This window comes from Megalodesulfovibrio paquesii (assembly GCF_054653055.1).
Map to the genome: position 1 here is coordinate 517284 of NZ_BAAIGQ010000005.1, position 26420 is coordinate 543703.

At 62.0% G+C, this 26420-nt stretch carries 39 protein-coding genes; 36 read left to right on the plus strand and 3 right to left on the minus strand.

The window, feature by feature from the left end; genetic code table 11:
* Positions 1-62 precede the first annotated feature (62 nt).
* Entirely contained in the window at positions 63-1727 is a 1665-nt protein-coding gene (locus ACYQ00_RS08870; RefSeq protein WP_460031780.1) for a glycosyltransferase, read from the minus strand.
* A 96-nt stretch (positions 1728-1823) separates the two neighbouring features.
* On the opposite strand from ACYQ00_RS08870, the gene ACYQ00_RS08875 reads away from it, so the two are divergent.
* The 36 genes from ACYQ00_RS08875 (at position 1824) to selD (ending at position 24558) form a co-directional block, all read left to right on the plus strand.
* Complete coding sequence (locus tag ACYQ00_RS08875; protein WP_460031781.1) at positions 1824-3584, plus strand: glycosyltransferase; 1761 nt, start codon at positions 1824-1826, stop codon at positions 3582-3584.
* 344 nt (positions 3585-3928) lie between these two features.
* Positions 3929-4300, plus strand: coding sequence for a 30S ribosomal protein S12 (gene rpsL, locus ACYQ00_RS08880; protein WP_460031782.1), 372 nt, complete (start codon positions 3929-3931; stop codon positions 4298-4300).
* Between the two features lie 27 nt (positions 4301-4327).
* Positions 4328-4801 (plus strand): 30S ribosomal protein S7, encoded by a 474-nt coding sequence (gene rpsG / locus ACYQ00_RS08885; protein ID WP_460031783.1) that lies wholly within the window; start codon positions 4328-4330, stop codon positions 4799-4801.
* 54 nt (positions 4802-4855) lie between these two features.
* Entirely contained in the window at positions 4856-6925 is a 2070-nt protein-coding gene (gene fusA, locus ACYQ00_RS08890) for an elongation factor G (protein WP_460031784.1), read from the plus strand.
* Between the two features lie 53 nt (positions 6926-6978).
* Positions 6979-8172: an elongation factor Tu gene (gene tuf, locus ACYQ00_RS08895; RefSeq protein WP_460031785.1), complete on the plus strand. Its 1194-nt coding sequence runs from the start codon at positions 6979-6981 to the stop codon at positions 8170-8172.
* Positions 8173-8178: 6 nt separating this feature from the next.
* Positions 8179-8496 carry a 30S ribosomal protein S10 gene (gene rpsJ / locus ACYQ00_RS08900; RefSeq protein ID WP_021761593.1) on the plus strand — a complete coding sequence of 106 codons (318 nt, stop codon included), beginning with the start codon at positions 8179-8181 and terminating at the stop codon, positions 8494-8496.
* A gap of 10 nt (positions 8497-8506) precedes the next feature.
* Entirely contained in the window at positions 8507-9133 is a 627-nt protein-coding gene (gene rplC / locus ACYQ00_RS08905) for a 50S ribosomal protein L3 (RefSeq protein ID WP_460031786.1), read from the plus strand.
* 11 nt (positions 9134-9144) lie between these two features.
* Entirely contained in the window at positions 9145-9783 is a 639-nt protein-coding gene (rplD, locus tag ACYQ00_RS08910) for a 50S ribosomal protein L4 (RefSeq protein ID WP_460031787.1), read from the plus strand.
* 66 nt (positions 9784-9849) lie between these two features.
* Complete coding sequence (rplW, locus tag ACYQ00_RS08915; protein ID WP_460031788.1) at positions 9850-10140, plus strand: 50S ribosomal protein L23; 291 nt, start codon at positions 9850-9852, stop codon at positions 10138-10140.
* 2 nt (positions 10141-10142) lie between these two features.
* A complete protein-coding gene (rplB, locus tag ACYQ00_RS08920; RefSeq protein WP_460031789.1) occupies positions 10143-10973 on the plus strand; it encodes a 50S ribosomal protein L2 in 831 nt (276 codons plus the stop codon).
* Between the two features lie 33 nt (positions 10974-11006).
* Positions 11007-11291, plus strand: coding sequence for a 30S ribosomal protein S19 (gene rpsS, locus ACYQ00_RS08925; protein ID WP_460031790.1), 285 nt, complete (start codon positions 11007-11009; stop codon positions 11289-11291).
* 29 nt (positions 11292-11320) lie between these two features.
* Positions 11321-11656 carry a 50S ribosomal protein L22 gene (gene rplV, locus ACYQ00_RS08930; RefSeq protein WP_460031791.1) on the plus strand — a complete coding sequence of 112 codons (336 nt, stop codon included), beginning with the start codon at positions 11321-11323 and terminating at the stop codon, positions 11654-11656.
* Between the two features lie 15 nt (positions 11657-11671).
* Positions 11672-12313 (plus strand): 30S ribosomal protein S3, encoded by a 642-nt coding sequence (gene rpsC / locus ACYQ00_RS08935; RefSeq protein ID WP_460031792.1) that lies wholly within the window; start codon positions 11672-11674, stop codon positions 12311-12313.
* Positions 12313-12729 carry a 50S ribosomal protein L16 gene (rplP, locus tag ACYQ00_RS08940; RefSeq protein ID WP_021761584.1) on the plus strand — a complete coding sequence of 139 codons (417 nt, stop codon included), beginning with the start codon at positions 12313-12315 and terminating at the stop codon, positions 12727-12729. The genes rpsC and rplP overlap by 1 nt, the downstream gene beginning before the upstream one ends.
* Before the next feature lie 10 nt (positions 12730-12739).
* On the plus strand, positions 12740-12937 hold the full coding sequence (rpmC, locus tag ACYQ00_RS08945) for a 50S ribosomal protein L29 (RefSeq protein ID WP_460031793.1): 198 nt from the start codon (positions 12740-12742) through the stop codon (positions 12935-12937).
* 4 nt (positions 12938-12941) lie between these two features.
* On the plus strand, positions 12942-13217 hold the full coding sequence (gene rpsQ, locus ACYQ00_RS08950) for a 30S ribosomal protein S17 (protein WP_460031794.1): 276 nt from the start codon (positions 12942-12944) through the stop codon (positions 13215-13217).
* Positions 13218-13227: 10 nt separating this feature from the next.
* Positions 13228-13596 (plus strand): 50S ribosomal protein L14, encoded by a 369-nt coding sequence (gene rplN, locus ACYQ00_RS08955; RefSeq protein ID WP_460031795.1) that lies wholly within the window; start codon positions 13228-13230, stop codon positions 13594-13596.
* Positions 13597-13605: 9 nt separating this feature from the next.
* Positions 13606-13932 (plus strand): 50S ribosomal protein L24, encoded by a 327-nt coding sequence (gene rplX / locus ACYQ00_RS08960; RefSeq protein WP_460031796.1) that lies wholly within the window; start codon positions 13606-13608, stop codon positions 13930-13932.
* A 4-nt stretch (positions 13933-13936) separates the two neighbouring features.
* Positions 13937-14482, plus strand: coding sequence for a 50S ribosomal protein L5 (gene rplE, locus ACYQ00_RS08965; protein WP_460031797.1), 546 nt, complete (start codon positions 13937-13939; stop codon positions 14480-14482).
* A 30-nt stretch (positions 14483-14512) separates the two neighbouring features.
* On the plus strand, positions 14513-14698 hold the full coding sequence (locus ACYQ00_RS08970) for a type Z 30S ribosomal protein S14 (RefSeq protein ID WP_021761578.1): 186 nt from the start codon (positions 14513-14515) through the stop codon (positions 14696-14698).
* 24 nt (positions 14699-14722) lie between these two features.
* Complete coding sequence (gene rpsH, locus ACYQ00_RS08975) at positions 14723-15106, plus strand: 30S ribosomal protein S8 (protein ID WP_460031798.1); 384 nt, start codon at positions 14723-14725, stop codon at positions 15104-15106.
* 10 nt (positions 15107-15116) lie between these two features.
* The gene (gene rplF / locus ACYQ00_RS08980; RefSeq protein ID WP_460031799.1) at positions 15117-15656 is read left to right on the plus strand and encodes a 50S ribosomal protein L6; all 540 of its coding nucleotides are present in this window, start codon (positions 15117-15119) and stop codon (positions 15654-15656) included.
* Positions 15657-15664: 8 nt separating this feature from the next.
* The gene (gene rplR, locus ACYQ00_RS08985; protein WP_460031800.1) at positions 15665-16006 is read left to right on the plus strand and encodes a 50S ribosomal protein L18; all 342 of its coding nucleotides are present in this window, start codon (positions 15665-15667) and stop codon (positions 16004-16006) included.
* Between the two features lie 24 nt (positions 16007-16030).
* Entirely contained in the window at positions 16031-16531 is a 501-nt protein-coding gene (rpsE, locus tag ACYQ00_RS08990) for a 30S ribosomal protein S5 (RefSeq protein ID WP_460031801.1), read from the plus strand.
* A gap of 42 nt (positions 16532-16573) precedes the next feature.
* The gene (rpmD, locus tag ACYQ00_RS08995) at positions 16574-16753 is read left to right on the plus strand and encodes a 50S ribosomal protein L30 (protein WP_460031802.1); all 180 of its coding nucleotides are present in this window, start codon (positions 16574-16576) and stop codon (positions 16751-16753) included.
* Positions 16743-17192: a 50S ribosomal protein L15 gene (rplO, locus tag ACYQ00_RS09000; RefSeq protein ID WP_460031803.1), complete on the plus strand. Its 450-nt coding sequence runs from the start codon at positions 16743-16745 to the stop codon at positions 17190-17192. Before rpmD ends, rplO begins: the two co-directional genes overlap by 11 nt.
* A gap of 8 nt (positions 17193-17200) precedes the next feature.
* Entirely contained in the window at positions 17201-18517 is a 1317-nt protein-coding gene (secY, locus tag ACYQ00_RS09005; RefSeq protein WP_460031804.1) for a preprotein translocase subunit SecY, read from the plus strand.
* Complete coding sequence (gene map / locus ACYQ00_RS09010) at positions 18514-19278, plus strand: type I methionyl aminopeptidase (protein ID WP_460031805.1); 765 nt, start codon at positions 18514-18516, stop codon at positions 19276-19278. The genes secY and map overlap by 4 nt, the downstream gene beginning before the upstream one ends.
* Positions 19279-19365: 87 nt before the next feature.
* Positions 19366-19479, plus strand: a complete 114-nt coding sequence (gene rpmJ, locus ACYQ00_RS09015; protein ID WP_021761569.1) for a 50S ribosomal protein L36 — start codon at positions 19366-19368, stop codon at positions 19477-19479.
* Positions 19480-19491: 12 nt separating this feature from the next.
* On the plus strand, positions 19492-19863 hold the full coding sequence (rpsM, locus tag ACYQ00_RS09020; protein WP_460031806.1) for a 30S ribosomal protein S13: 372 nt from the start codon (positions 19492-19494) through the stop codon (positions 19861-19863).
* A gap of 68 nt (positions 19864-19931) precedes the next feature.
* The gene (gene rpsK, locus ACYQ00_RS09025; protein ID WP_460031807.1) at positions 19932-20321 is read left to right on the plus strand and encodes a 30S ribosomal protein S11; all 390 of its coding nucleotides are present in this window, start codon (positions 19932-19934) and stop codon (positions 20319-20321) included.
* A 28-nt stretch (positions 20322-20349) separates the two neighbouring features.
* Positions 20350-20976, plus strand: a complete 627-nt coding sequence (gene rpsD, locus ACYQ00_RS09030; protein WP_460031808.1) for a 30S ribosomal protein S4 — start codon at positions 20350-20352, stop codon at positions 20974-20976.
* Positions 20977-20991: 15 nt separating this feature from the next.
* Entirely contained in the window at positions 20992-22035 is a 1044-nt protein-coding gene (locus ACYQ00_RS09035) for a DNA-directed RNA polymerase subunit alpha (protein ID WP_460031809.1), read from the plus strand.
* Entirely contained in the window at positions 22025-22465 is a 441-nt protein-coding gene (rplQ, locus tag ACYQ00_RS09040) for a 50S ribosomal protein L17 (protein WP_460031810.1), read from the plus strand. Before ACYQ00_RS09035 ends, rplQ begins: the two co-directional genes overlap by 11 nt.
* A 99-nt stretch (positions 22466-22564) precedes the next feature.
* Complete coding sequence (locus tag ACYQ00_RS09045) at positions 22565-23470, plus strand: selenium metabolism-associated LysR family transcriptional regulator (RefSeq protein ID WP_460031811.1); 906 nt, start codon at positions 22565-22567, stop codon at positions 23468-23470.
* 32 nt (positions 23471-23502) lie between these two features.
* Positions 23503-24558, plus strand: coding sequence for a selenide, water dikinase SelD (selD, locus tag ACYQ00_RS09050; protein ID WP_460031812.1), 1056 nt, complete (start codon positions 23503-23505; stop codon positions 24556-24558).
* Between the two features lie 59 nt (positions 24559-24617).
* Here selD and ACYQ00_RS09055 read toward each other — a convergent pair whose 3' ends face one another.
* Together ACYQ00_RS09055 and ACYQ00_RS09060 are read right to left on the minus strand one after the other, a co-directional pair.
* A complete protein-coding gene (locus ACYQ00_RS09055) occupies positions 24618-25184 on the minus strand; it encodes an HD domain-containing protein (RefSeq protein WP_460031813.1) in 567 nt (188 codons plus the stop codon).
* A complete protein-coding gene (locus ACYQ00_RS09060; protein WP_460031814.1) occupies positions 25181-26389 on the minus strand; it encodes an MFS transporter in 1209 nt (402 codons plus the stop codon). Before ACYQ00_RS09060 ends, ACYQ00_RS09055 begins: the two co-directional genes overlap by 4 nt.
* Positions 26390-26420: the final 31 nt, after the last annotated feature.

A 26420-nucleotide genomic window follows, 5' to 3' on the forward strand; every position in this document is an offset into this window, starting at 1 on the left:
CGGGAAAATATTGCTATATCGGTATGTTGGTGCTGTGGTGTACGGGTCGCACCGCGCCCAGCTCACTTGTCCAGCGCTTCCAACCTGTTCAACACCCGGGCCAGATGGTCCAGGGTGCGGGCTGCATCCTCCTGCGCCAGCCGGAGCACGTCCTCATCTCGAAACTGCAGTTCCATGGCCGCCTTGTTGGCTCGGATGCGCGCTTCCTGGAAGGGTGTTTTGGCCTGGGACAGGCTGGAATGCTGCAGATGCCGCACCCGCAGGCCACCGCAGCAGACTGCGGGCAGGCCGGCCAGGGCACCATGCAGATCCCGGGCTGCATCGTCGAACTGGCTGGGGGAGAAGGCGATGTCGAAGCGGGAAACCCTGAATGAAGGATGCCGCAACGCGGCCTCGGTGAGCAGGTGGCAGCAGCCGGTGACCGTGGCGCAGGGGCGTTCGTAGGCGAACAGGCCCAGGGCGGCTTCGCCCAGGCCATTGTCCAGGATGTGGATGCGCTCGCGCAGATCCGCAAAGCCCGAGGGGCAGAGGGCTGGTGGCAGCAGGTGAAAGTCCGCGGCCTGCAGGGGATAGGGCGGGCGCGGGCCGACGATCTGACAACCCACGACGCCGGCCCCGGAGTGACGGGCCGCAGTTTCCAGCATCGCCCACAGCCAGTGCGGCGGGACGATGGCGTCGTCATCCAGAAACGCCACCTGCCGGGCCGCCTGCACGGCCGGCTGCACCAGCAGCCAGTTGCGGGCCGCGGGCGCGCCGATGTTCACGGGCAGGGTCAGGATATCCACGGGATGCGGGGCGCGGCGGGCGTACTCCTCAATGACGGCGGGGGTGGCGTCGCTGCTGCCGTTATCCAGGAGGAGGACCCGGGCCTCGCCGAGGTCGCTCCCGGCCAGGGCGTCCAGGGCCTGGGTCAGGGGCCGGGCCTTGTTCCAGGTGTACAGGCAGACGACCGTGTGGCGGGACATGGCCAGGGTCTGCGCCGTGGCGCTGCCCCGCAGGGGTGCCTGTGCCGAGTGGTGCAAGTGGGGCAGGTGGAGCAGGTCATGCAGGACGCAGGCCAGATTCACATGCCAGGGCATGGCCCGCCAGGCCGGGAGCAGGGAGCGGGCCGCACCGTCGGGGTCGCCGGCCTCGCGTAGCAGGAATGCCCGGGCCACAGCCGCCCAGGCGGCAAAGGCAGGCGCTGCGTCCAGCGAATCCAGCACGTGCAGCAGGGTCGGAGCCGTTCCCTGCGCAGAATATTCCGCATCATATAATAAGGCCTGCGCCAGCAGGCGGTCGCCCAGGCCCGAGGGGTGCCGGGCCAGGGGCGGGGGCAGGGTGCGGTCCACCAGTTCGCGACAGCGGGCCGGCTCGCCCTTGTCCCAGGCGGCTTGCCAGGCCGCATCCAGGGTGTTGAGCAGGGGCTTGAATTTGATCAGGCTGGCCAGCGCGGCGCGGGTCCCGGCGGGCAGGAAGGGGGAAAGCCGCTCCAGGGAGAGCAGCGTCTCCAGCAATCCTGCATGCAGCGGGCGTTGCTGCCACATCCAGAAGGCCATGCCTGCGGCCGGGCCAAGAAAGCGCGAGTCCTCGCCCGCGGCGGAGACAGCCTGTTCCAGGGCATGCTCGGCGCACACCCGGCCCTGGCTGCCGTATTTCCAGAGGAGGATCCGCCGGGCCAGAACATCATAAAAGGATGCGCCGGGCCAGGCAGGGGAGGGGAGCAATGCAGCAGAATGGATGGACATGACTTGCGAAAGCCTCGCGCTCGGGCTAGGGGTGCAGCAGGCATTTGACATCTGGGACGCAATCCACCGTCCTGTCAAGCAGAGGACTGCATCATCATGGCGTCGGCTCCATATCGATTCCCTTTTGGCGACTGTCCCGCTCCCGTGCTGGAGCGGCTGCTGCATGGCGTTTCCGGACGGTTTCATCTTGAACGCACCGGCCGGCTGGCCCTGTCCCTGGCCATGGACGGCCAGTCCCTGCGCAGGGACCCGCAAGGGGTGGCCCTGGCCCGGCTGGGCGCGGAACTCCTGTCCCTGGCCTGGGAGCATGACCCCCTGGATGGGTCGCTGGCCCGGGATGCCCTGACCGCCGCGGGCATGTTTCCCGATCTGCCCCTGCTGCGCGAAACGATGGTTGCCGCGGTGCATCATTTCGAGACGCCCGCCGAGGCCCAGACCCTGCGCCAGCTGCAGCAGGCCGGGGAGTTCGACGAAGTGCGTGACCTCTGCACCCGCCAGCTGCAGGATGCCCCGGGCAGTTCGTTCTGGATGCGCGAAGCCACCGGCTTGGCGGTGTACCTGGGCGAGCTGGACTGGCTGGACGGCCTCTTGCAGCAGTTTCAGGACCACGCCCCGCGCCCCATGGTCTGGCTGGTGCAGCGCATGCGCGGGGAAGTGCAGTTTTTTCGGGAGGATTTTGAAGGGGCGCGGGCACTGTTCGCCAAGGCCCTTGCCCAGGCGCATGGGCAGGCTCAGGGCAGGGAAGGCTGCGAGTGCGAGGCCTTGTGCCAGCTGCGTCTGGCCGAGAGTTTCTGGCGGCAGGACCGGGCCGACCGCGCTGCCCCCCTCTGGCAGCAGGCGCTCAACGCCCGACCCTGGCTGGTCAGCCAGCTGCTGATGGTGCACGACCGGCTGACCGGCGTGGCCGATGCCCTGGAGCCGCCGGATGTGCCCGTGGCCGTGTGCCTGTACAGCTTCAACAAAGCCAAGGATTTGAACCTGGCTCTGGAGGCGCTGGCTGCCAGCCGATTGCACAATGCCCGGCTGCTGGCCCTGGACAACGGCTCGGCCGATGCCACGGGCGGGGTGCTCGCCGCCTGGCGGGCGAAATTCAAGGACAGGCTGACCACCATCCGGCTGCCGGTGAACATCGGCGCCCCCGCGGCCCGCAACTGGCTGCTGGCCACGGAAGAGGTCCGCAGCTGCGGGGATGTGATCTTCCTGGATGACGACGCCACCGTGCCCACGGACTGGCTGGAACGCCTCTATGCTGCCAAAAAGCGCTATCCCGCGGCAGGAGTCTGGGGCTGCAAGGTGGTGGATGCCGAAACGCCCTGGCGCATCCAGAGTGCGGACTTCCAGCTGACCGAGCCGCCTCCCATGCCCGAACCCGGCGGCTTTGCCCCGGCCTATCCGCGCCGCATCCGCCTTTCCGGCGTGCATCACGAGGCCATGGACCTGGGGCAGCATGATTATCTGCGCCCCTGCGCCTCGGTCACGGGCTGCTGCCATCTTTTCACCCGTGAGAGTCTGGACCGCGTGGGCGTCTTTGACCTGCGCTTCAACCCCACCCAGTATGATGACCTGGAACACGACCTGCGGCTGTGCAGCCAGGGGCTCTTCCCGGTCTACCAGGGCGCGCTGGCCGTGTCCCACAAAAAGGCCAGCGGCAAGAGCGCCCAGAAGAACCGCCGCTCCATGGCCAGCTCCCTGGGCAATCTGTACAAGCTGGAAATGGATTACGAAGAGGATGACGTGCAGCGCTTGCGCGAGCAGTGTCTGGCCATGCTCCTGGACGATCTGCAGGCCAAGGCCGCGACCCTGGAGGGGTACGGGCTGCGCACTGTGCGCGAGGCCTGGGTGTCATCGGAAAGCTAGTCTCGCCAAGAGCTTCGTCTCGTTGCGGCCCTCGAAACGCCAGACTGGCAGCGACACCCGGAAGGCCAGACTGCCGGAAGCGTCGGCGTATTCGGATGCCCGGTCCCGAGCGCGAGATCTTTTGGTGATCCATCTGGCGCTCTGGGAAATATTGTGGTAGGGTCGCTGACCCAGCACGGCAGCAGATTATTTGTTGCTCGAACCAACCTTCACCCTTGACAGTGTCGGGCAGGTTGGATAGAGGTGTTGGGCTTTGCGTCGCTTCATGACGGCGCGTCACCTTACGGCTTGGTCTCTAAGCCGGGGGGTTCTTTTTATTTTTGGAGCTTTTACGGAGGAAGGCAATGCCTACCATTAACCAGTTGATCCGCAAGTCTCGCCTGGAAGTGAGCAAGCGCAAGAAGACCCCGGCATTGCAGGCCTGCCCCCAGCGCCGCGGCGTCTGCACTCGCGTGTACACGACCACGCCCAAAAAGCCGAACTCGGCCTTGCGCAAGGTTGCCCGTGTGCGTCTGACCAATCAGATTGAAGTCACGGCGTACATCCCTGGCGAAGGTCACAACCTGCAGGAGCACTCCGTGGTGCTCATCCGCGGCGGCCGCGTCAAGGACCTTCCCGGTGTCCGCTACCACATCGTGCGCGGCACCCTGGATACGTCCGGCGTTAATGATCGTCGCCAGAGCCGTTCCAAGTACGGCGCCAAGCGGCCGAAATAGCCATCTTCTTCAAGCAAGGAAGCCCCCATGCCTCGCAAGAAAGGTTCCACACCCAAGCGCAGCATTCAGCCTGATCCGGTGTACAGCAGCCGCATGGCTGCCAAGTGCATCAACCGCCTCATGCTCAGCGGCAAGAAGGCCAATGCTGAAGCCATTTTCTACAAGACGCTGGAAGTGCTCGCCGAGCGCACTGGCGAACAGCCCATGCGTGCCTTTGAGCGCGCCCTGGACAACGTCAAGCCGCACATGGAAGTCAAGCCCCGCCGTGTGGGCGGCGCCACCTACCAGGTGCCCATGGAAGTGCGCCCCGAACGTCAGGTTGCCCTGGCTCTTCGCTGGCTCATCAATTACGCCCGCGCCCGCGGCGAGAAGGGAATGGTCAACAAGCTCTCCGGCGAACTGACCGACGCCTTCAACAATCGTGGCGGCGCTGTGAAGAAAAAGGAAGACGTCCATCGCATGGCGGACGCCAACAAGGCTTTTGCCCACTACCGCTGGTAGTGCGAACCGGCCTGAGCTGACCTCGGCAAGACAAGGCAAGTCAAGGAGCACCCTGTGTCACGCGTCGTCCCTTTGAATCGGCAGCGCAATATCGGCATCATGGCCCACATTGATGCTGGGAAGACCACCACGACCGAACGCATTCTGTATTACACAGGCGTTTCGCATAAGATCGGCGAAGTTCATGACGGCCAGGCCACCATGGACTGGATGGTTCAGGAGCAGGAACGCGGCATCACCATTACGTCTGCCGCCACCACCTGCAACTGGAAAGACCACCGCATCAACATTATCGACACGCCCGGCCACGTGGACTTCACCATGGAAGTGGAGCGCTCCCTGCGCGTGCTCGACGGCGCCATCGCCGTGTTCGACGCCGTTGCCGGGGTGGAGCCCCAGTCTGAAACCGTGTGGCGGCAGGCGGACCGGTATCGCGTGCCCCGCATCTGTTTCGTCAACAAGATGGACCGCATCGGCGCCAACTTCCAGCGTTGCGTGGACATGATCCGCGACCGCCTGCGCGCCAAGCCCGTGCCCATCCAGTTCCCCATCGGCAGCGAAGACAACTTCCGCGGCATGGTGGACCTGATCGCCGGCAAGGCCATTCTCTTTGACGACGAGTCCAAGGGCTCCAAGTTCAGTGTCGAAGACGTGCCTGCCGAGTTCAAGGACGAGTTCGACGCCCGTCGTCTGGAACTCCTGGAAGCCGTGGCGGAAGAAGATGAATCCCTGATGGAGAAGTACCTCGGCGGCGAAGAGCTGACCCCCGAAGAGCTGACTGTGGGCGTGCGCAAGGCGACCATCGCCATGATCTGCACCCCGGTGCTCTGCGGCTCGGCCTTCAAGAACAAGGGCGTGCAGCCCCTGCTCGACTCCGTGGTGGACTTCCTGCCTTCTCCTCTGGAGATTGCAGCCATCAAGGGCACCAACGTGCACACGGGCGAAGAAGTCGAATGCCCCTGCGACGATAACCTGCCCCTGGCCGCCTTGTCCTTCAAGCTCATGTCCGACCCGTATGTCGGGCACCTGACCTTCCTGCGCATCTACTCCGGCGTCATCGAATCCGGCATGGGTGTTGTGGTTGGCGCTTCGGGCAAGAAGGAACGCATCGGCCGCCTCCTGAAGATGCACGCCAACAAGCGTGAGGAAATCAAGTGGGCTGGCGCGGGCGATATCGTGGCTGCCGTGGGCCTGAAATACGCCGCCACCGGGGATACCCTGTGCGACGAAAAGCGGCCCATTGCTTTGGAATCCATGACCATTCCTGAGTCGGTCATCGAAGTCGCCATTGAGCCCAAATCCAAGGCCGACCGCGACTCCCTCTCCGACTCCCTGGCCAAGCTGGCCAAGGAAGACCCTTCCTTCCGCGTCAAGAGCGACGAGGAAACCGGCCAGACCCTGATCGCTGGCATGGGTGAACTGCATCTGGAAATCATCGTTGACCGTCTGGTGCGGGAATTCGGCGTCAACGCCAACGTGGGCAAGCCTCGCGTGGCCTACCGCGAAACCATCACCAAGCCAGCCAAGGTGGACCACAAGTACGCCAAGCAGTCCGGCGGTCGCGGCCAGTACGGCCACGTGGTGATCGAGGTCGAACCGAATCCCGAGGGTGGCTACGAATTCGTGGATGCCATCAAAGGCGGCGTCATTCCCAAGGAATACATCCCCGCGGTGGACAAGGGCATCAAGGACGCCATGAAGAGCGGCGTCATGGCCGGCTACCCCGTGGTGGACCTCAAGGTGTCGCTGGTCTTCGGTTCCTACCACGAAGTGGACTCCTCGGAACAGGCCTTCTACATCGCCGGCTCCATGGCCTTCAAGGAAGCCTGCCACCAGGCCTCCCCGGCCCTGCTGGAACCCTTCATGGCTGTGGAAGTGGTCACCCCTGAGGAATACCTTGGCGACGTGATGGGCGACCTGAACTCCCGCCGCGGCCGCGTCACCACCATGGAAGCCCGCCCAGGCGCCCAGGTGGTCAAGGCGGAGGTGCCCCTGGCCCAGATGTTCGGCTACGCCACGGACCTGCGCTCCAAGACCCAGGGCCGCGCCACGTTCACCATGCAGTTTGATCACTACGAAAAAGTTCCGGCTCAACTGGCCGAAGAAATCACTAAGCGCAAGTAGCTCGGGCGCCACAAAAGCACGACCCGTTCTCTGCGAGACGAGGAGACTATACAATGGGCAAGGCAAAATTCGAACGGTCCAAGCCGCACGTCAACATCGGCACCATTGGCCACATCGACCACGGCAAGACCACGCTGACGGCCGCCATCACCAAGGTGCTGTCCATGAAGGGCCAGTCCCAGTTCGTGGCCTTCGACCAGATCGACAAGGCGCCTGAGGAAAAGGAACGCGGCATCACCATCGCCACGGCCCACGTGGAGTACGAGACCGCCAAGCGCCACTACGCGCACGTGGACTGCCCCGGCCACGCCGACTACATCAAGAACATGATCACCGGCGCAGCCCAGATGGACGGCGCCATCCTCGTGGTGGCCGCCACGGACGGCCCCATGCCCCAGACCCGTGAGCACATCCTGCTCGCCCGTCAGGTCGGCGTGCCCACGCTGGTGGTGTTCATGAACAAGGTGGACCTGGTTGACGACGCCGAACTGCTGGAACTGGTCGAACTGGAAGTGCGCGAGCTGCTCTCCAAGTACGGCTTCCCCGGCGACGACATCCCGGTCATCCGCGGTTCCGCCCTGGGCGCGCTGCAGTCCGACACCGCCGACGACGCGGCCAACAACTGCATCTACGAACTGATGGACGCCTGCGACAGCTTCATCCCCGAGCCTGTGCGCGACGTGGACAAGCCCTTCCTGATGCCCATCGAAGACGTGTTCTCCATCTCCGGCCGCGGTACCGTGGTGACTGGTCGTGTGGAACGCGGCGTGGTGAAGGTTGGGGAAGAAGTGGAAATCATCGGCATCAAGAACACGGTGAAGACCACCTGCACGGGCGTGGAAATGTTCCGCAAGCTGCTGGATCAGGGCCAGGCCGGCGACAACATCGGCGCGCTGCTCCGCGGCATCAAGCGTGAAGACGTGGAACGCGGTCAGGTGCTCGCCAAGCCGGGCTCCATCACCCCGCACAAGAAGTTCAAGGCCGAAGTGTACGTGCTCTCCAAGGAAGAAGGCGGCCGGCATACGCCCTTCTTCACCGGCTACCGTCCGCAGTTCTACATCCGCACCACGGACGTGACCGGCGTGATCAAGCTGGCTGAGGGCGTGGAAATGGTCATGCCCGGCGACAACGCGACCTTCGAGGTCGAGCTCATCCACCCCATCGCCATGGAAAAAGGCATGCGCTTCGCCATCCGCGAAGGCGGCCGCACCGTGGGCGCCGGCGTGGTGTCCGAGATCATGGAGTAACCTACGATGTCCACTGTTTCCAGCGATCGCATCCGCATCAAACTGAAGGCCTACGACTACCGCATTTTGGACAAGGCGGTGGCCGAGATCGTGGATACGGCCCGCAACACGGGCGCCGGCATTGCCGGCCCTGTGCCCCTGCCGACCAATATCCACAAATATACGGTCCAGCGCTCTGTGCACGTGGATAAAAAGTCCCGCGAGCAGTTCGAAATGCGCATTCATAAACGGCTCCTGGACATCATGGAGCCCACGCAGCAGACCGTGGACGCCCTGGGCAAGCTTTCCTTGCCCGCTGGCGTGGACGTCGAGATCAAGCTGTAGGAGAACGACCATGTCCATCGGCATTTTGGGTCGCAAGCTCGGCATGACCCGTATCTACAACTCCGACGGCACTGCTGTCCCCTGCACCGTGCTCGCTGCAGGCCCGTGTCCGATCACTCAGATCAAGAACGTCGAGAAGGATGGCTACAGCGCCCTGCAGATCGGCTTCGACACGGTGGAGGAGCGCAAGCTGTCCAAGGCGGAGCGCGGCCACCTGGCCAAGGCAGACAAAGGCCTGTACCGCCACCTGCGCGAACTGCGGCTTGACGATGTGAGCGACTATGAACTCGGCCAGGATCTCACCGTGGAACTCTTCTTCCCCGGGGAGAAGGTCAAGGTGTCCGGCACGAGCAAAGGCAAAGGCTTCCAGGGCGTTATGAAGCGCTGGAACTTCGCAGGCGCGCCTGACTCCCACGGCCACGAAAAAGTGCACCGGTCCGGCGGCTCCATCGGCTACCGCACCCGGCCCGGCAAGATCTTCAAGAACAAGAAGATGGCCGGCCACATGGGCAACCGTACGGTGACCATGATGCAGCTGGAAGTGGTGGACGTGCGCCCCGAAGACAACGTCATTCTCATCCGCGGCGCTGTGCCCGGTCCCCGCAACGGGATCGTCATGGTCCGCAAGCTCAAGTAGAGAGGCGCGTCATGGCCGTTGTGAAAGTATACGATCAGACCAAGGCGCCCGTTGGTGAACTGACGCTGGCTCCCGAAGTCTTTGAAGTGGAAGTGCGTCCCGAGATCCTGCATCTCGTGGTTCGTGCGCAGATGGCAGCCAAGCGCGCCGGCACTCACGCCACCAAGACCCGGACCTTCGTCTCCGGCGGTGGCAAGAAGCCCTGGCGTCAGAAGGGCACCGGCCGGGCCCGCTGCGGGTCCAACCGGTCTCCGGTGTGGCGGCACGGCGCCGTGGTGCACGGCCCCCAGCCTCGCAAGTACGACTTCAAGGTGAACAAGAAAGTGCGCGGCCTGGCCATGCGCATGGCCCTGTCCGCCCGCCTGAAGGACGACAGCCTGCTGGTGCTGAACACCATTGATATGCCTGAAATCAAGACGAAAACATTTTCTCAGATTCTGGGAACACTCGATCTGAAAAAATGCTTGATTGTTTTGGGGAAAGAAGATAACAATCTCGCTCTTTCGGCACGCAATCTTCCTGGAGTGACGGTGGTCTCCCAGGAGCGGCTGAATGTTCGCGACATCCTTGTCCACCCGCAGCTGGTGCTGCTGCAGGATGCCGTTTCCCAGGTGGAATCGCGCTTCCTGGGTGAAGGGCAGGGCGAGTAACAAGATCCGGAGAACGCAACGCGGCGGCGAGACGTGCCGCCGCGCAGGCATACGAGGGACGTTGTGATGAATTATACGCAGATTCTGCTTAAGCCTTTGATCTCGGAAAAGGCCACGCTGGCCAAGGAGAGCGCCAATCAGGTGATCTTCTTCGTCCACCCAAAGGCCAACAAGATCGAGGTCCGCAAGGCGGTGGAAGAGGCCTTCAAAGTCAAGGTCGAGGGCGTGAACATGATTCGCCAGCGTCCCCGTCTCCGTACCAAGTTCGGTCGCGCGGTTGGCAAGGAGTCCGGCTTCAAAAAGGCCTATGTGACCCTGGCCGAGGGCGAAAAAATCGAGCTGTTTGAAGGGGTCTAGTCATGGCTATTCGTACCTTGAAGCCCACTTCCGCCGGCCGGCGGTTCCAGACCATCTCTGAGTTCACCGAGATCACTCGGCAGGGCCCTGAGAAGTCTTTGACCGAAGGTCTTACTGAGAAGGCCGGCCGCAACAATAATGGACGTATTACTGCTCGTCGTCGTGGTGGTGGCCATAAGCGCCTGTACCGCATCATCGACTTCAAGCGCACCAAGTTCGATGTGCCCGCCAAGGTGGCCCACATAGAATATGACCCTAACCGCAGCGCCCGTATTGCGCTCCTGCATTACGCGGACGGTGAGAAGCGCTACATCCTCGCCCCCCTGGGCCTGAAGCAGGGCGACACCGTGATGGCTGGCGACGCCGTGGACATCAAGCCCGGCAACGCCCTGCCCATGCAGAAGATTCCTGTGGGCACGGTCATTCACAACGTGGAACTGCACCCCGGCAAGGGCGGCCAGTTCTGCCGCGCTGCTGGCACGTATGCGCAGCTGGTGGCCAAGGAAGGCAAGTACGCCCTGCTGCGTCTGCCCTCCGGCGAAGTGCGCAAGGTGTTGGCGCATGGTCTGGCCACGGTGGGACAGGTCGGCAACATTGACCACGAGAACGTGTCCCTGGGCAAGGCCGGCCGCAATCGGTGGCTGGGTCAGCGCCCCAAGGTTCGCGGCGTGGCCATGAACCCTGTGGACCACCCCATGGGCGGCGGCGAAGGCCGCAGCTCCGGCGGTCGCCACCCCTGCACCCCCTGGGGTTTGCCGACCAAGGGCTACAAGACTCGCGACAAGAAGAAGGCGTCTTCCAAGCTCATCGTCAAACACCGTCGCGCGAAGTAATCATTTTTAGTCGAAAGGGTATTGGAGGAGCGCATGCCTCGGTCACTGAGCAAAGGTCCTTTTGTGGACAACCACCTGGTTTCCAAGGTGGATCGGGCCAACGAATCCGGCGATCGCCGCGTCATCAAGACCTGGTCGCGCCGTTCCACCATTGTGCCTGAAATGGTTGGGCTCACGTTTGCGGTGCACAATGGCCGCAAATTCATCCCGGTCTTTGTGACCGAGAACATGGTTGGGCACAAGCTGGGCGAATTTTCCCCCACGCGAACCTACCACGGCCACGCCTCCGATAAAAAGGCCAAGGCCGGCAAGAAGTAGCCTGGCGCTAGCGCCTGGGAGCAGGGATCATGGAAGTCAAAGCGACCGCAAAACACATGCGCATCGGCCCCCGCAAGGTGCGGCTGGTGGCACGAAATATCCAGGGGCGCCCGGTCGAGGATGCGCTCAACATCCTCAAATTTACCCCCAAGAAAGCAGCGGAAATGCTGACCAAGGTTGTCTCTTCCGCTGTGGCCAACGCCGAGCAGCTTCCCGGAGTGGATGTGGACTCGTTGGTGGTCAAGCAAATTATTGTGGACCAAGGCCCCTCCTGGAAGCGGCATCTCACCCGCTCCATGGGTCGCGTGAACAAAATTCTGAAGCGCTCCAGCCACATCACGGTGATTGTGGCGGAACAGGAATAAGGCGAGGAGACGGCCGTGGGTCAGAAAGTCCATCCATACGGGTTCCGGCTCGGCTACAACAAGAATTGGTTGTCGCGCTGGTATAGCAAGAAGGAATACCCTGCCTTCGTGTACGAGGATCACCAGATCCGCAAGTTTGTGAAAAAGCTGCTCTATCATGCTGGAGTGGCGAAACTGGAGATCGAGCGTGCCGGCGGGAAGATTCGCATCATCATCCACACTGCGCGTCCGGGCATTGTCATCGGCCGCAAGGGTGTGGAGATCGAAAAGCTGCGCGGCGATCTGAAGCAAAAGTTCGGGCACGAATTCTCCATCGAAGTGAACGAGATTCGCCGTCCGGAAATTGACGCCCAGCTGGTGGCCGAAAACATCGCCCTGCAGCTCGAACGCCGTGTGGCGTTCCGCCGGGCCATGAAGCGGACACTGTCCCTGGCTCGCAAGTTTGGTGCCGAAGGCATCCGCGTTGCCTGCTCCGGCCGCCTGGCCGGTGCTGAAATCGCCCGCCGCGAATGGTACCGTGAAGGCCGTGTGCCCCTGCACACCCTGCGTGCGGACCTGGATTTCGGTGTGGCTCGTGCCAACACGACCTACGGCGTCATCGGTGTGAAAGTGTGGATCTACAAAGGCGAGATCCTTGACCAAGAGGCGGTGCAATAATGCTTTCCCCAAAACGCGTCAAATTCCGCAAGATGCAAAAAGGCCGGCTGCGCGGCATGGCTCTTCGCGGCAATTCCGTGGCGTTCGGCGACATCGGCCTGAAGGCCCTGGAGCACGGGAAGCTGTCCAACCAGCAGATCGAAGCAGCCCGTGTGGCCATGATGCGCCACATCAAGCGTGGCGGCAAGGTCTGGATCCGCGTCTTCCCGGACAAGCCTGTGACTGCCAAGCCTGCGGAAACCCGGCAGGGTTCCGGTAAGGGCGCCCCGGTGGGCTGGTGTGCTCCGGTGAAGCCCGGCAAGGTGCTCTACGAAATCAAGGGTGTGGATCTGGAGCTGGCCAAGGCTGCGCTGACCCGCGCGGCGCACAAGCTGCCCATCAAGACCACCATCGTCGTCCGCGAAGAAGCGGTGTAGGAGGACGATCATGGATGTCAAGGAACTGCGCGGCCTGACGGCCGACGATTTGCGGGCAAAGCTGACTGGCTTTCGGGAAGAGCTCTTCAATCTGCGCTTTCAGCATGCCACGGCTCAGTTGGAAAATACTGCCCGCATCCCCCAGGTGAAGAAGACCATCGCCCGGATCATGACCGTGTTGAAGCAAAAGGAAACGGGCAAGGAGTAAGGCCATGAGCGACGTGGCGCAGACTGAGAAGCAAGGCAACAAGCGGATGCTCGTCGGAAATGTGGTGAGCGACAAGTGCGACAAGACCATTGTCGTGCAGGTTGACACCCTGGTGATGCATCCTTTGTACAAGAAGTACATCAGCCGCCGGAAGAAGTTCATGGCGCACGATGCCAACAATGAATGCCAGATCGGCGACAAGGTGCAGATTGTGGAATCTCGTCCTCTCTCTGCCCGCAAACGCTGGAGCCTGGTGAAAGTCCTCGAAAAGGCTGTGTAAGGAACGCGCCATGATCCAGATTCAATCCAATCTTGATGTCGCCGACAATTCCGGCGCCAAGCGCGTGGCTTGCATCAAGGTGCTCGGCGGAGCCGGGCGCCGCTACGCCTCCGTGGGCGACATCATCGTGGTCTCGGTCAAAGATGCCATGCCGCATGCCAAGGTGAAAAAGGGCGACGTGATGAAGGCTGTTGTGGTGCGCACCAAGAAAGAAGTGCGCCGCAACGACGGCTCCTACATCCGCTTCGACACCAACTCTGCGGTGCTTTTGAACAACCAGCTCGAACCCGTGGGCACCCGTATCTTCGGCCCCGTGGCGCGCGAGCTCAGGGCCAAGAACTTCATGAAGATTGTTTCTTTGGCCCCGGAAGTGCTCTAGGAGTTCGCCATGCTCGCCAAGTGCCGCATCAAAAAAGACGACAAGGTGATGATCATCGCCGGCAAGGACAAGGGCAAGATCGGCAAGATCCTGCGCATCCTTCGCAAAAAAGAATCTGTGCTGGTGGAAAAGGTGAACATGGTGCGCCGCCATACCAAGGGCAACCCGTACCGGCAGCAGGCCGGCGGGATCCTTGAAAAGGAAGCGCCCCTGGACATCTCCAACGTGCAGCTGATGTGCCCTGCGTGCACCAAACCCACGCGTGTGGGCTACAAGCTCATGGAAGACGGCAAAAAGGTGCGCTTCTGCAAGAAGTGCAACGAAGTGATGGAGTAGGGTCATGGGCCAGTGTCATTTGGAACAGATTTACCACGAAAAGGTGTCCCCCGCGCTCCTCAAGGAGTTCGGCTACTCCTCTTCCATGCAGATTCCGCGCATCGAGAAGGTGTCTGTGAATATGGGCCTTGGTGAAGGTGCCCAGAACCACAAGCTCATCGATGACGCTGTTTCCGAACTGTCTCGCATCGCCAGCCAGAAGGCGGTGGTGACCCGGGCCAAGAAGTCCATCGCGGCGTTCAAGCTGCGCGAAGGCATGGCCATTGGTTGCCGCGTGACCCTGCGTGGCGCCCGCATGTGGGACTTTTTGGACAAACTGATGAACTTCGCCCTGCCGCGCGTGCGCGACTTTCGGGGCGTGAGCGACCGTGGCTTTGATGGCCGCGGCAACTTCACCATGGGCATCAAGGAGCACACCATCTTCCCGGAAATCGAAATTGACCGGGTCGAAGGTGTCAAAGGCATGAACATTACCATCGTCACCACCGCCTCCTCGGACAAGGAAGGCAAGGTCCTGTTGGACCTCTTGGGCATGCCCTTCAAGAAGTAAGGCCCTCAAGAGAAGCAAGGAGAGTTCCCCGTGTCTCGCACGTCACTCGAAGTCAAGGCCAGGCGCAAGCCCAAGTTCTCGTCCCGGGGTTACAACCGTTGCCCCATCTGCGGCCGTCCGCGCGCGTTTTTGCGCCGCTTCGGCATCTGCCGCATCTGCTTCCGCAACATGGCCCTGGCTGGCGAGCTGCCCGGGGTTCGCAAGTCCAGCTGGTAGCCTGGTGTTCGCAAGGAACGCGCCATGAACATTTCCGATCCCATTTCCGACATGCTGACGCGCATCCGCAACGCTTTCAAAGCGCTGCACAAGGATGTGCTCATCCCGAACTCCAAGATCAAGGCTGCCATGGCAGTCATCCTCAAGGAAGAGGGGTACATCGAGGATTGCGCAGTGGAAGGTAATTCCCTGCGTGTCACCCTCAAATACCATCGCGGCAAGCCGGTGGTGACGGGCCTCAAGCGCGTCTCCACGCCTGGTCGCCGGGTGTACGTGGCTGCGGATGAAATCCCCCGCGTGCAAAACGGCCTGGGCATCTGCATCCTGTCCACGAACAAGGGTGTGCTCGCTGGTGAAGCTGCGCATTCCCAGCGCGTGGGCGGCGAACTGCTCTGCGAAGTCTGGTAGGAGAACGCACATGTCACGCATCGGCAAACTCCCCATTCCCATCCCTGGCGGGGTGGAAGTGACGGTGGGCCCCAAGACTGTTGACGTCAAGGGCCCCAAGGGGACCATCTCCACCCCCGTGCATCCTTCGGTGGCTTACACTGTGGCTGACGGCAAGGTGACTGTGTCCCGCAACGATGAATCGCGTCTGGCCCGGGCCCAGCATGGGCTGCGCCGCACGCTGCTGGCCAACTGCATCCACGGCGTCAAGGAAGGTTTTTCCAAGACCCTGGAAGTGATCGGCGTCGGCTACAAGGTGGCTGTCAAAGGTCAGGCCCTGGAACTGGCGTTGGGTTTTTCCCACCCGGTGCTGCTGGACCTGCCCAAGGGCCTCGAAGCCAAGGTCGAAGGCAACAAGCTGACCCTCTCCGGCGTGGACAAGCAGGCGGTGGGCGAGTTTGCCGCCACCATCCGCCGCATTCGTCCGCCCGAACCGTATAAAGGCAAAGGCGTCAAGTACGCGGAAGAAACCATCCGCCGCAAGGCCGGCAAGTCCGGCGGCAAGAAATAGGTGCAGCCATGAGCATGGACAAGAACAAAATGCGGCTCAAGCGCAAAATGCGCATCCGCAAAAAGATCAACGGCACCCCCGAGCGTCCCCGCCTGGTTGTCTTCCGTTCCAACAAGAGCATCTATGCTCAGCTGGTGGACGATCTTGCCGGGAAAACCATTGCTGCCGCCTCTTCCATCAAAATGACGTCCCTTACCAAGGACGTGGCCACGGAAGTGGGCAAGGAAGTGGCGCGCAAGGCCAAGGAACTCGGCATCGAGAAAGTGGTCTTCGACCGCAATGGCTATTTGTACCATGGTCGGGTCAAAGCCCTGGCCGACGGCGCCCGGGAAGCGGGCCTCGTTTTCTAGGCACGCGAATTCAGGAGCATAACGGTGAGCGCACAGGAAACCAACGAATCCGGTTTTATTGAGAAGATCGTCTACCTGAACCGCGTGGCCAAAGTTGTGAAGGGCGGCCGCCGCTTCAGCTTTAGCGCCCTGGTCGTGGTGGGTGACGGCAACGGCAAGGTCGGCGCCGGCCTGGGCAAGGCGCAGGAAGTGCCCGAGGCAATCCGCAAGGCCACGGAACGCGCCCGCAAGACCATGAAGACGATCCCTCTTCTCGACGGGACGCTGCCGTATGAGACGACTGGCGTCTTCGGGGCCGGACGGGTGCTGCTGAAGCCTGCCTCCAAGGGGACAGGCATCATCGCAGGCGGCCCGGTGCGCGCTGTGATGGAAGCAGCGGGCGTCACCGATATCCTGACCAAGGCCATCGGCACGAACAATCCGCATAACGTCCTCAAAGCCACGTTCGCCGGGCTGACCTCCCTGCGCGATGCGGAAACCGTGGGCAAGCTGCGCGGCAAGACGCTGGAAACGCCCCGCAAGTAACCCGGTCAGCAACCATATTGAAGCACAGCGAAGGATGCCGTCATGCTCGCTATCACCTTGAAGAAAAGCCCCATCGGCTGCAAGCCGGCGCAACGCGCCACCTTGAAGGCCCTGGGACTTCGCAAACTTAACGATACCCGTGCCCATGCGGACACTCCCGTGATCCGCGGCATGATCAATCGCGTGGTGCATCTCGTGGAGGTGGAATCTCATGCGTCTTAACGATCTGTATCCCTTCCCCGAGGAACGCAAGGAACGCAAGCGCATTGGCCGTGGTTCCGGCTCCGGCTGGGGCTGCACTGCCGGCAAGGGCAACAAGGGCCAGAAGGCCCGTAAGGGTGGCACCAAGCGCCCTGGCTTCGAAGGCGGCCAGATGCCTCTGGCCCGCCGCCTGCCCAAGCGCGGTTTTAAAAACTATCTGTTCAAAACGGTCTGCGCCCCCCTGAATCTCGGCCGCATTATCGAAGCCTTCCCCGGACAGGCGGAAGTGACTCTCGACGATATGTATGCTGCCGGGCTGTGCAAGAAGGGTGCGGTGGTCAAGGTGCTTGGCGATGGTGAAATCACCGCCGCCGTGACCATCGAAGCCCATCGCTTCAGCGCACAGGCCAAGACCAAGATCGAAGCCGCCGGCGGCAGCGCCAAGGCGTTGGAAGGGTAGGTAGACGCATGGCTATGACAGGTGTGGAGAATCTGGCGCGGTTGCCTGAACTCAAAAGGAAACTGCTCTGGACGTTTCTGCTGCTGGCCGTGTACCGCGTGGGCATTCACGTCCCGGTACCCGGTGTGGACGCAGGCGCGCTCCAGGACTTTTTCGCCAGCATGAAAAATACCCTGTTCGGGTTATTCGACATGTTTTCTGGCGGCGGACTCTCCAACCTGTCCATCCTGGCTCTCGGGATCATGCCGTATATCTCGGCCTCGATCATCATTCAGTTGCTGACGGTGGCCGTGCCTGAACTCAAGCGGATGCAGAAGGAAGAGGGCGCGGCCGGCCGCAAAAAAATCACCCAGTATACCCGCTACAGCACCGTGCTGATCACCCTGTTCCAGGGTTTCGGCATCGCTGTGGGGCTGGAAAGCATGGCCTCGCCCACTGGGGCGCCGGTCGTGCTGGATCCAGGCTGGAGTTTCCGCCTCATCACGGTGATTACCATGACAGCCGGCACCATCTTTGTGATGTGGCTGGGCGAGCAAATCACCGAAAAGGGGATTGGCAACGGCATTTCCCTGATTATTTTCTCTGGGATTATTGCCGGCTTTCCCCGGGCCATCATCAACACCTTCCAGTTGATTCGTACCGGTGAAATGAGCGTGCTCGTTTTGCTGCTTGTGGCGGCGATGATGGTGGCGGTGCTGGTGTTCATTGTGTTCATGGAGCGAGCCCAACGGCGAATCCCCATCCAATACGCCAAACGCATGGTGGGGCGGCGGATGATGGGCGGCCAATCCACGCACTTGCCGTTGCGGGTGAACACTGCGGGCGTCATTCCCCCAATTTTTGCCTCCAGCGTGCTGATGTTTCCGGCCACCATTGGCCAGTTCTCCACCTGGGAGCCGTTGCAGCACATGGCCGCCTACATTGCGCCCAACACCGTCTTGTACAATGTGTTGTTTGTGGCCATGATTGTCTTCTTCTGCTTTTTTTACACGGCGATTATTTTTGATCCCAAGGATATCGCCGAGAATCTGAAAAACCAGGGTGGCTTTGTCCCGGGCATTCGGCCTGGCACGAAGACGCAGGAATATATCGACCGTGTGCTGACCCGCATCACGCTGTGGGGTGCCATTTACATCTCTGTGATCTGCGTGCTGCCCATGATCATGATCCGCCAGTTCAACGTGCCGTTTTATTTTGGCGGCACCAGCCTGCTCATCGTGGTGGGCGTGGCCATGGACTTCATGGGCCAGATCGAATCGTACCTCATCTCCCGGCAATATGAAGGCCTGATGCAAAAGGGACGGGTTCGGGGCAGACGACAGTGAAGAAATATCGCGGCATCTTCCTGAAGAATGAGCAAGAAATTGCCCATCTTCGGGAAGCGAACCGCATGGTCTGCGCAGTTCTGGATGAACTTGGCAAGGCCGTGCAGCCAGGCATAGAAACCATGGCCCTTGAAGAGATCGCCATGCGGATGTGCCGGGAGTTTGGGGTCCAGCCTGCCTTCAAAGGGTACCACGGATTCCCCTATTGTTTATGTTGTTCTGTGAACGAAGAAGTGGTACATGGCTTCCCTTCCTCACGTGTGTTGAAGGAAGGCGACATCGTCAGCCTGGACATGGGCGTCGTCCATAACGGTTTTTATGGCGATTCTGCCCGGACCTTCCCGGTGGGGGCGATATCCGAATCTGCAACGCGGCTGCTGCAGGTCACGGAAGCGTCTCTCATGCGCGGAATCGAGATGGTTCGCCCAGGCAACCAGCTGTACGATGTGTCTGCCGCCATTCATGAACACGTGCGGCAGGCGGGGTTTGATGTGGTCCGCCGCTTCGTCGGGCACGGCATCGGGTGCCGGCTGCATGAAAAGCCGGAAATTCCGAACTTCGTGCCTAAAGGCATGCCAGGAGTGCCCCTGAAAGTGGGCATGGTCCTGGCGATCGAACCCATGGTGACCATGGGGGCGAGCGAGGTGGAAATCCTCGATGACAATTGGACGGCGGTCACAAAAGACCGCAGCCTCGCAGCGCATTTCGAACACTCGGTGGCAGTGACCGACGACGGTCCCTACATTCTGAGTGTTCCTTAAGAAAAGCGCGACGGGCGACAGGAAGCCAACGAGGCGCCCTGAGCGCCGCGAATGTTTACAACGAGACGCAGCAAAAGGAGCAAGGCCATGAAGGTGCGGCCTTCTGTCAAGAAGATTTGTCCCAAATGCAAGGTCATCCGGCGCAAGGGCGTGCTGCGCATCATCTGCGAAAACCCCCGCCACAAACAGCGGCAAGGCTAAGGAGAGAGTACGATGGCGCGCATTGCAGGCGTTGATTTGCCCCGCTCCAAGCGGATGGACATTGCGCTGACTTACATTTTCGGCATCGGCCGTCATACGGCGCTGCAGATCCTCGACGCCACCGGCGTAGACTGGACTAAGCGCTCCGATGACCTGACGCCTGAAGAAGTCAACGAAATCCGTAAGGAAATCGAATCCAATCATAAGGTCGAAGGCGACCTGCGCCGTGAAATCACGGCCAATATCAAGCGGTTGATGGACATCGGCTGCTACCGCGGTTTGCGGCACCGTCGCGGCCTGCCCGTGCGTGGCCAGCGCAGCCACACCAACGCCCGCACCCGCAAGGGGCCGCGTCGTGGCGCAGTGGCCAAGAAGAAGAAGTAGGCCCCTGTCCTTTGACGGTCGCATCCATTCATGCAACCAGATGATCGAGCATACAGGTAGAGAGCATCATGGCCAAGCCAAAGCGCACAGTTAAGAAGAAAGAGAAGAAAAACGTTCCGGTTGGGCATGCCCACATCCGCGCAACGTTCAACAACACCATCATCACGTTCACCGACGTCAAGGGTAACGTGATCAGCTGGGCTTCCGCCGGCGGTTCCGGCTTCAAAGGTTCGCGCAAGTCCACCCCTTTCGCCGCGCAGATTGCTGCTGAAACAGCAGCTCGCAAGGCACAGGATCATGGCATGCGTACCGTGGGCGTGTATGTGAAGGGTCCGGGCTCCGGCCGCGAATCCGCCATGCGTGCCATCAACAACGCCGGCTTCAAGGTGACTTTCATTCGTGATATCACGCCCATCCCGCACAATGGCTGCCGTCCTCCGAAACGGCGTCGTGTCTAAGGGATTTGAGGAATAGGAGAGAGATTACATGGCCCGCTATACAGACGCCAAATGCCGCCTTTGCCGCCGCGAAGGCGCCAAGCTCTTCCTCAAGGGCGACCGCTGCTACACTGACAAGTGCGCTTACGAGCGCCGTCCTTACGCCCCCGGCCAGGCCGGCCGGCTGCGCCGCAAGATGAGCGACTATGCCGTGCAGCTGCGTGAAAAGCAGAAGGTCCGCCGCATGTACGGTATTCTTGAAGACCAGTTCCGTGCGTACTTCAAGAAGGCTGACATGATGAAGGGTGTTACCGGCACGAACCTGTTGTCCCTCATCGAACGCCGCCTGGATAACGTGGTGTACCGCATGGGCTTCGCGAATTCTCGCGACCAGGCCCGCCAGCTGGTGCGTCACGGCATCTTCCAGGTCAACGGCCATCGGGTGGACATTCCTTCCTACAGCTGCAAGCCTGGCGACGTGGTTCTGGTGGCCGAGGGCTCCCGCAAGATTCCGGTGATTCTGGAAGCGCAGGACGTCATCGCCCGCCGTGGCTGCCCCGCCTGGCTCGAAGTGGACGGCGCGAACTTCAAGGGCACCGTGAAGGCCCTGCCTCAGCGCGAGGACATCACCTTCCCCATCGCCGAACACCTCATCGTCGAACTCTATTCCAAGTAAGGAAGGCCGCCGACCATGCTCATCAGACAAGGCGAACGGCTCATCAACACCCGGAACTGGCAAGAACTCGTCAGGCCCGAGCAAATCGTGCGCGACGGCAAGTCCGACGTGCTGTATGGCAAGTTCGTCTGCGAACCCCTGGAACGTGGCTTCGGCACCACCATCGGCAATGCGCTTCGGCGCGTGTTGCTGTCGTCGCTGCAGGGCGCCGCACCGGTGGCCATGCGCATCGAAGGGGTGCAGCACGAATTCACCACCATCCCCGGCGTGATGGAGGACGTGACGGACATCGTCCTCAACATCAAGCAGGTGCGTTTCGCCATGAGCTCCGACGACCCCCAGCGCATCCACCTCCAGGCGGATCAGCGCGGAGTCGTCACGGCTGCTGCGGTGAAAGAGACGCACAACGTCGCAGTCCTGAACCCCGAACAGCACATCGCCACCCTGACGGAAGATATCCCGCTCAACATGGAGCTGGAACTTCGCATGGGCAAGGGCTATGTGCCGGCGGAAATGCACGAGGGCCTGTCCGACGAAATCGGCCTGATCAAGCTCGACGCCAGCTTCTCCCCGGTGCGCCGCGTGGCCTACACCGTGGAACAGGCTCGCGTGGGCCAGATGACCAACTACGACAAGCTCATTCTGGAAGTCTGGACCGATGGCAGCGTCTCTCCCGAAGACGCCATCGCCTACTCGGCCAAGATCCTCAAGGATCAGCTGACGGTCTTCATCAACTTCGATGAAGAGGTTTCCCAGGAAGATGGCATCGGGTCCTCCCTGTCTTCCGACCTGAATGAAAACCTCTTCAAGTCCATTGATGAGCTGGAGCTTTCCGTCCGCGCCACCAACTGCCTCAAGAGCGCCAACATTTCGCTCGTGGGCGAGCTGGTGCAGCGCACGGAAAACGACATGCTCAAGACCAAGAACTTCGGTCGCAAGTCCCTGGACGAGATTCGTCGCGTGCTGCAGGACATGGGCCTGGAATTCGGGGTGAAGGTGGACAACTTCGAGCAGCGCTACCAGGAATGGCTCAAGAGGAAAGAGCAACATGAGGCATAACAAACGCGGACGCAAACTCGGCAGAACTTGGGAACACCGCAAGGCGCTGCTGCGTAATATGGCCAAGGCCCTGATCACTCATGGCCGCATCCAGACCACCGAAGCCAAGGCCAAGGAGCTGCGCCCCGTGGCCGACAAGCTCGTGACCCTGGCCCTGCGCAACGACCTGCACTCCCGCCGTCTGGCGTACAAGGTGCTGGGCAACCACGGGCTCGTCAAAACCCTGTTTGACGAAATCGGCCCCCGCTTTGCCGCGGGCGGTGGCGGGTACACCCGCGTGGTGCGCATGAGCCAGCCCCGCACCGGTGACTGTGCGCCCATGGCCATCATCGAGTTCACTCGCTACGAAGGCGATACTCCGGCTGCCAAGGCCAAGAAGGAAGCTCCGGCAGCGGCCCCCGCTCCCGAAGCCGCCACTGCCGAGGCCTAAGCCTGCCGTACGCATCCTCCAGGCAAGCCCCGACCAATGTTCGGGGCTTGCTTTTTTTTGAACAATGGTATTGATATTTTCGATGGGGAGGATCGCAATATGGATTTTCGGAGATTGGAAGCCTTCTGCAAGGTGTATGAACGCCGCAGCTTTTCCCGCGCCGGGGAAGAGCTGTTTTTGTCCCAGCCCACCATCAGCGCCCATATTCAGACCCTGGAAAAGGAACTTGGCGCCAGGCTGTTCGATCGTATGGGCCGCTCTGTGCTGCCTACTCCGGCTGGCAATGCCCTGTATTCCAGAGCCACGGACATTTTTCGCATGGTGGAGCTGGCCAAGGCGGAAGTGCATGGGCTGATGCACCGGATTACCGGGGAAGTGACCCTGGGCGCATCCACCATCCCGGCAGGCTCGCTGCTGCCCTCGGCGCTGGCGGGCTTTGTGAAATCCTATCCCGATGTCTCCATCCGCATGGAAACCGGGGATTCTGCCGAAATTACCGATGCGGTGGCCGAGGGGCGGTGCATGCTTGGCGTGGCGGGCGCTCGTCCGGACCGGTCGGATCTGGTGGCCACGTTTCTGCGGGCAGACGAACTGGTGTGCGTGGCAGCGCCGGAGTTTCCCCGGGTGCGGGAATCATTGTCCCTGGAGGAACGGCTGAGTCAGCCCTGGGTCATGCGCGAGCCCGGCTCAGGCACGCGATTGGCCATGGAGCAGGCCCTGTCCAGGGCAGGCAAGGATGCCCGCACCGTCCGGCTTGCCATTGAGGTCGCCTCCACGCAGGCCCTGTTGGCCTGTGCGGTTGCCGGCATGGGGCTGGCCATCACCTCTCGTCTGGCTGCGGCGCAGCACCTGCTCCGCGGCGAGCTGGTGGAGACCCCGCTGCCAGCGCTACGCATGGAACGGGAATTCTGGTGCATTACGCACAGCCAGCGGGTGTTGTTCCCCGCCGCGCAGTCCTGTCTGAACTACCTGATGACACATTGCGGCGAACCCCCTGCCGCCTAACCGGGCTTTCCTTCGCCCCTTTTTGAGGAACCATGACTGCCACCCCGCGACTGACCCTGACTGCGCCTGCCGCCGGCTGAGCCGCCAAGATTCCTCCAGGGGACCTGGAGGTGGTGCTCGCCGGGCTCAAGGCCCCGCAGAACCCGCGCATTCTGGCCGGCGCCACCGGTAACGAGGATGCTGTGGTGCTGTCTTTCCCGTCTGGGCAGGCGTTGATCCAGACGGTGGATTTTTTCACGCCCATTGTCGATGACCCCTGGCGGTTCGGGCAGATTGCCGCGGCCAACGCCCTTTCGGACGTCTACGCCATGGGCGGGGTGCCATGGTCGGCCATGAACATCGTCTGCTTCCCGGCAAAAACCTTGGATCTTGGCGTGTTGCAGGCCATGTTGCAGGGCGGCCTGGAAAAGGTGCTGGAGGCTGGCGCGGTGCTGGCCGGCGGGCATTCCGTGGATGATCCGGTCATCAAATTCGGACTGGCCGTCTCGGGGCTGATCGAGCCTGGCCGCATTGCGCGCAACGGGGGGCTCCGGCCCGGGGACGCCCTGATCCTGACCAAGCCTCTGGGAACGGGGGTGTTGGCCACGGCGGTCAAGGCCGACTGGGACGGGCGGGACCAGCTGGAATTGTTGTTGTATCGCTGGGCTGGCCGACTGAACAAGGGCGGGGGAGAAGTCATCCGCACCCTGGGGCTGGCTGCAGCCACGGACGTCACCGGTTTTGGCCTGGGCGGGCATGTGCTGGAAATGGCCCGGGCCTCGCGCGTGGATATCGTCCTGGAGCAGGCCGCCATCCCCTACATTCCCGAGGCGGTGGAGCTGGCGGGCATGGGCCTGCTTCCGGAAGGCAGCCACAATAACCGCCGCTTTTGCGAGAGCGCCCTGGACTGTGCCACCGGGCTGGACGCGGTGAAGGTTGATCTGATTTTCGATGCGCAGACCTCCGGGGGGCTGGTCCTGGGGGTGCCACCGTCACAACTGCGCGAGGCTGTGACCAGGCTCGAAGACTGCGGCGAACTGGCCGCCGTCATCGGCGAGGCCGTCCCCCTCGCCGCGCAGGATGCCTGCCCCATGCTGCGCATTCGGTAGCGCGTGAAGGGTGGGGCGTCCCGTTTTCCCCTGCCAACGGTATCCCCACCCGGTTCTGCTCAGTTTTTTTGCGCGGCTCTGAATTCCCCGGCCAGGGCGAGGATGCGGGCGGTGGTGGCGGGATCCTTGCCCAGGGCAGGGTGACGCTCCAGGATGGATTCCAGCTGCTCGAGGGCTTCGGTCGGGCTGGCGGCCTTGCCGGCTTCAAGCACATCCATGAGTTTGTCTGCCAGGACGACGAGTTTTTGCTCCAATGTCTCGGGCCGGTAATCGCCCGGGGGCAGGCCGTAGCGTTCGGCGTCTTCGGGGGGCACGCCGCTGCGAACATGCACTTCCATGGTCCGGCAGACGTGTTCCTCCAGGCCCAATTCGCGACCGATGCGTGCGCCGATGACGCCGTGCAACACGCCGCCATCCTGCACCTTGCCCAGGTCGTGGAACACGGCGGCGCGGCGGACCCGCTCACGGTCCACGGCCTCGTCCTCCGGGCCCTGCCGAAGCTGGTCTGTCATCCAGAGCGCCACCGTGGTGACACGTTCACTGTGCTGGAGAACCTTTTCCGGCAATCCCAGCTTGCGCAGCAGGGCAGTCTCTTCTGCAGTGAGAGGCGTCGGGGCGTGGCTCATGGGGTCCTCCGGGGGCTATAGGTGGGGATGCCCTTCCATAACACAGGCAGGGCCGCCAGCAATACCACCCCCATGAGGGCAAAGGCGGTCCTGAAGCCCAGGGCGCCCACCAGCAGACCCGAAAGGATGGGGCCAGAGGCGTGGCCCACGTCGAAAATGGTCCCGAAGGTTCCCATGGCCGCGCCATAGTGTTGTTTTTTGCAGATGTCCGCCACCAGGGCCGCAGAGGAGGAGGTCACAAAGGCCTCGCCCAGGCCGAAGACCAGCGCCGCCAGCAGCAGCGTCCAGAAGCCGCCCAGCCAGGGGATGGCCATGAACGAGAGGGAGCAGGCGATGAGTCCCAGGGCAATGACATGCTTGCGTCCATACTGGTCAGAAATCCGCCCCATCACGGGCTTGGCCAGCATGGTGACTACGATCTGCGCGCCCCAGAGCAGGCCGGCCTGGAATTCATTGAGCCCGGCCACGGTGACGGCGTAGATGGGCAAAAAGGCCTCCAGTGCGCCCATGGTCATGTTCTGAATACCTTCCATGGACGAGGCCACCACCACCCGGCGGTCGGAAAGCACTTCCCGGATGCCAGCCTTGAATTTTGCCCAGCGCGCCGGCAGGCCGCCAGTATGCCCGATGCGTTCCTCGCCCTTGAGAATGCGCCAGCCCAGCACCAGGGAGGCCACGCCCAGCACGCCGCTCACCAGATATACCGCGCGGAAGGCCCACAACCCCGGTCCTGCCTCGCCCCCAAAGAGCGTATGCAGGATGAATCCTCCCACAGGCGCGCCCAGGAGCGTGCCGATGATGGTCACGGAGGAGAACCAGCTGAGCATCTCGCCTTTTTTCTCGCCAGCCAGGTCCGCCACCACGGCCATGACCACCGGGCCGTAAATGGCCGTGGCCAGGCCGTGAAAGAATCGCACGGCCACCAGCGCCCAGTAGCTGTGGATGAACAGATAGGCAAAGGGCAGCACGGCAAAGACCCACAGCCCGGCCAGCATGGTCTTGCGCCGGCCTATGACGTCGGACAGGGCCCCCGAGGGCAGCTTGAAGAAAATGCCCGTGACCGTGGAAATGCCCACAGCCAGCCCCACGGCTTCCGGCCCGGCGCCCAGGAACAGGGCAAACAGGGGCAGCACCGGGTTGCGGGCCAGGGCATAGGAGAATCGGGCCAGAAAACCGACCCCGTACAGGGAATTGATGGCGTTCATCGGGCCTCTGGCAGGAAATCCCACCAAGAAG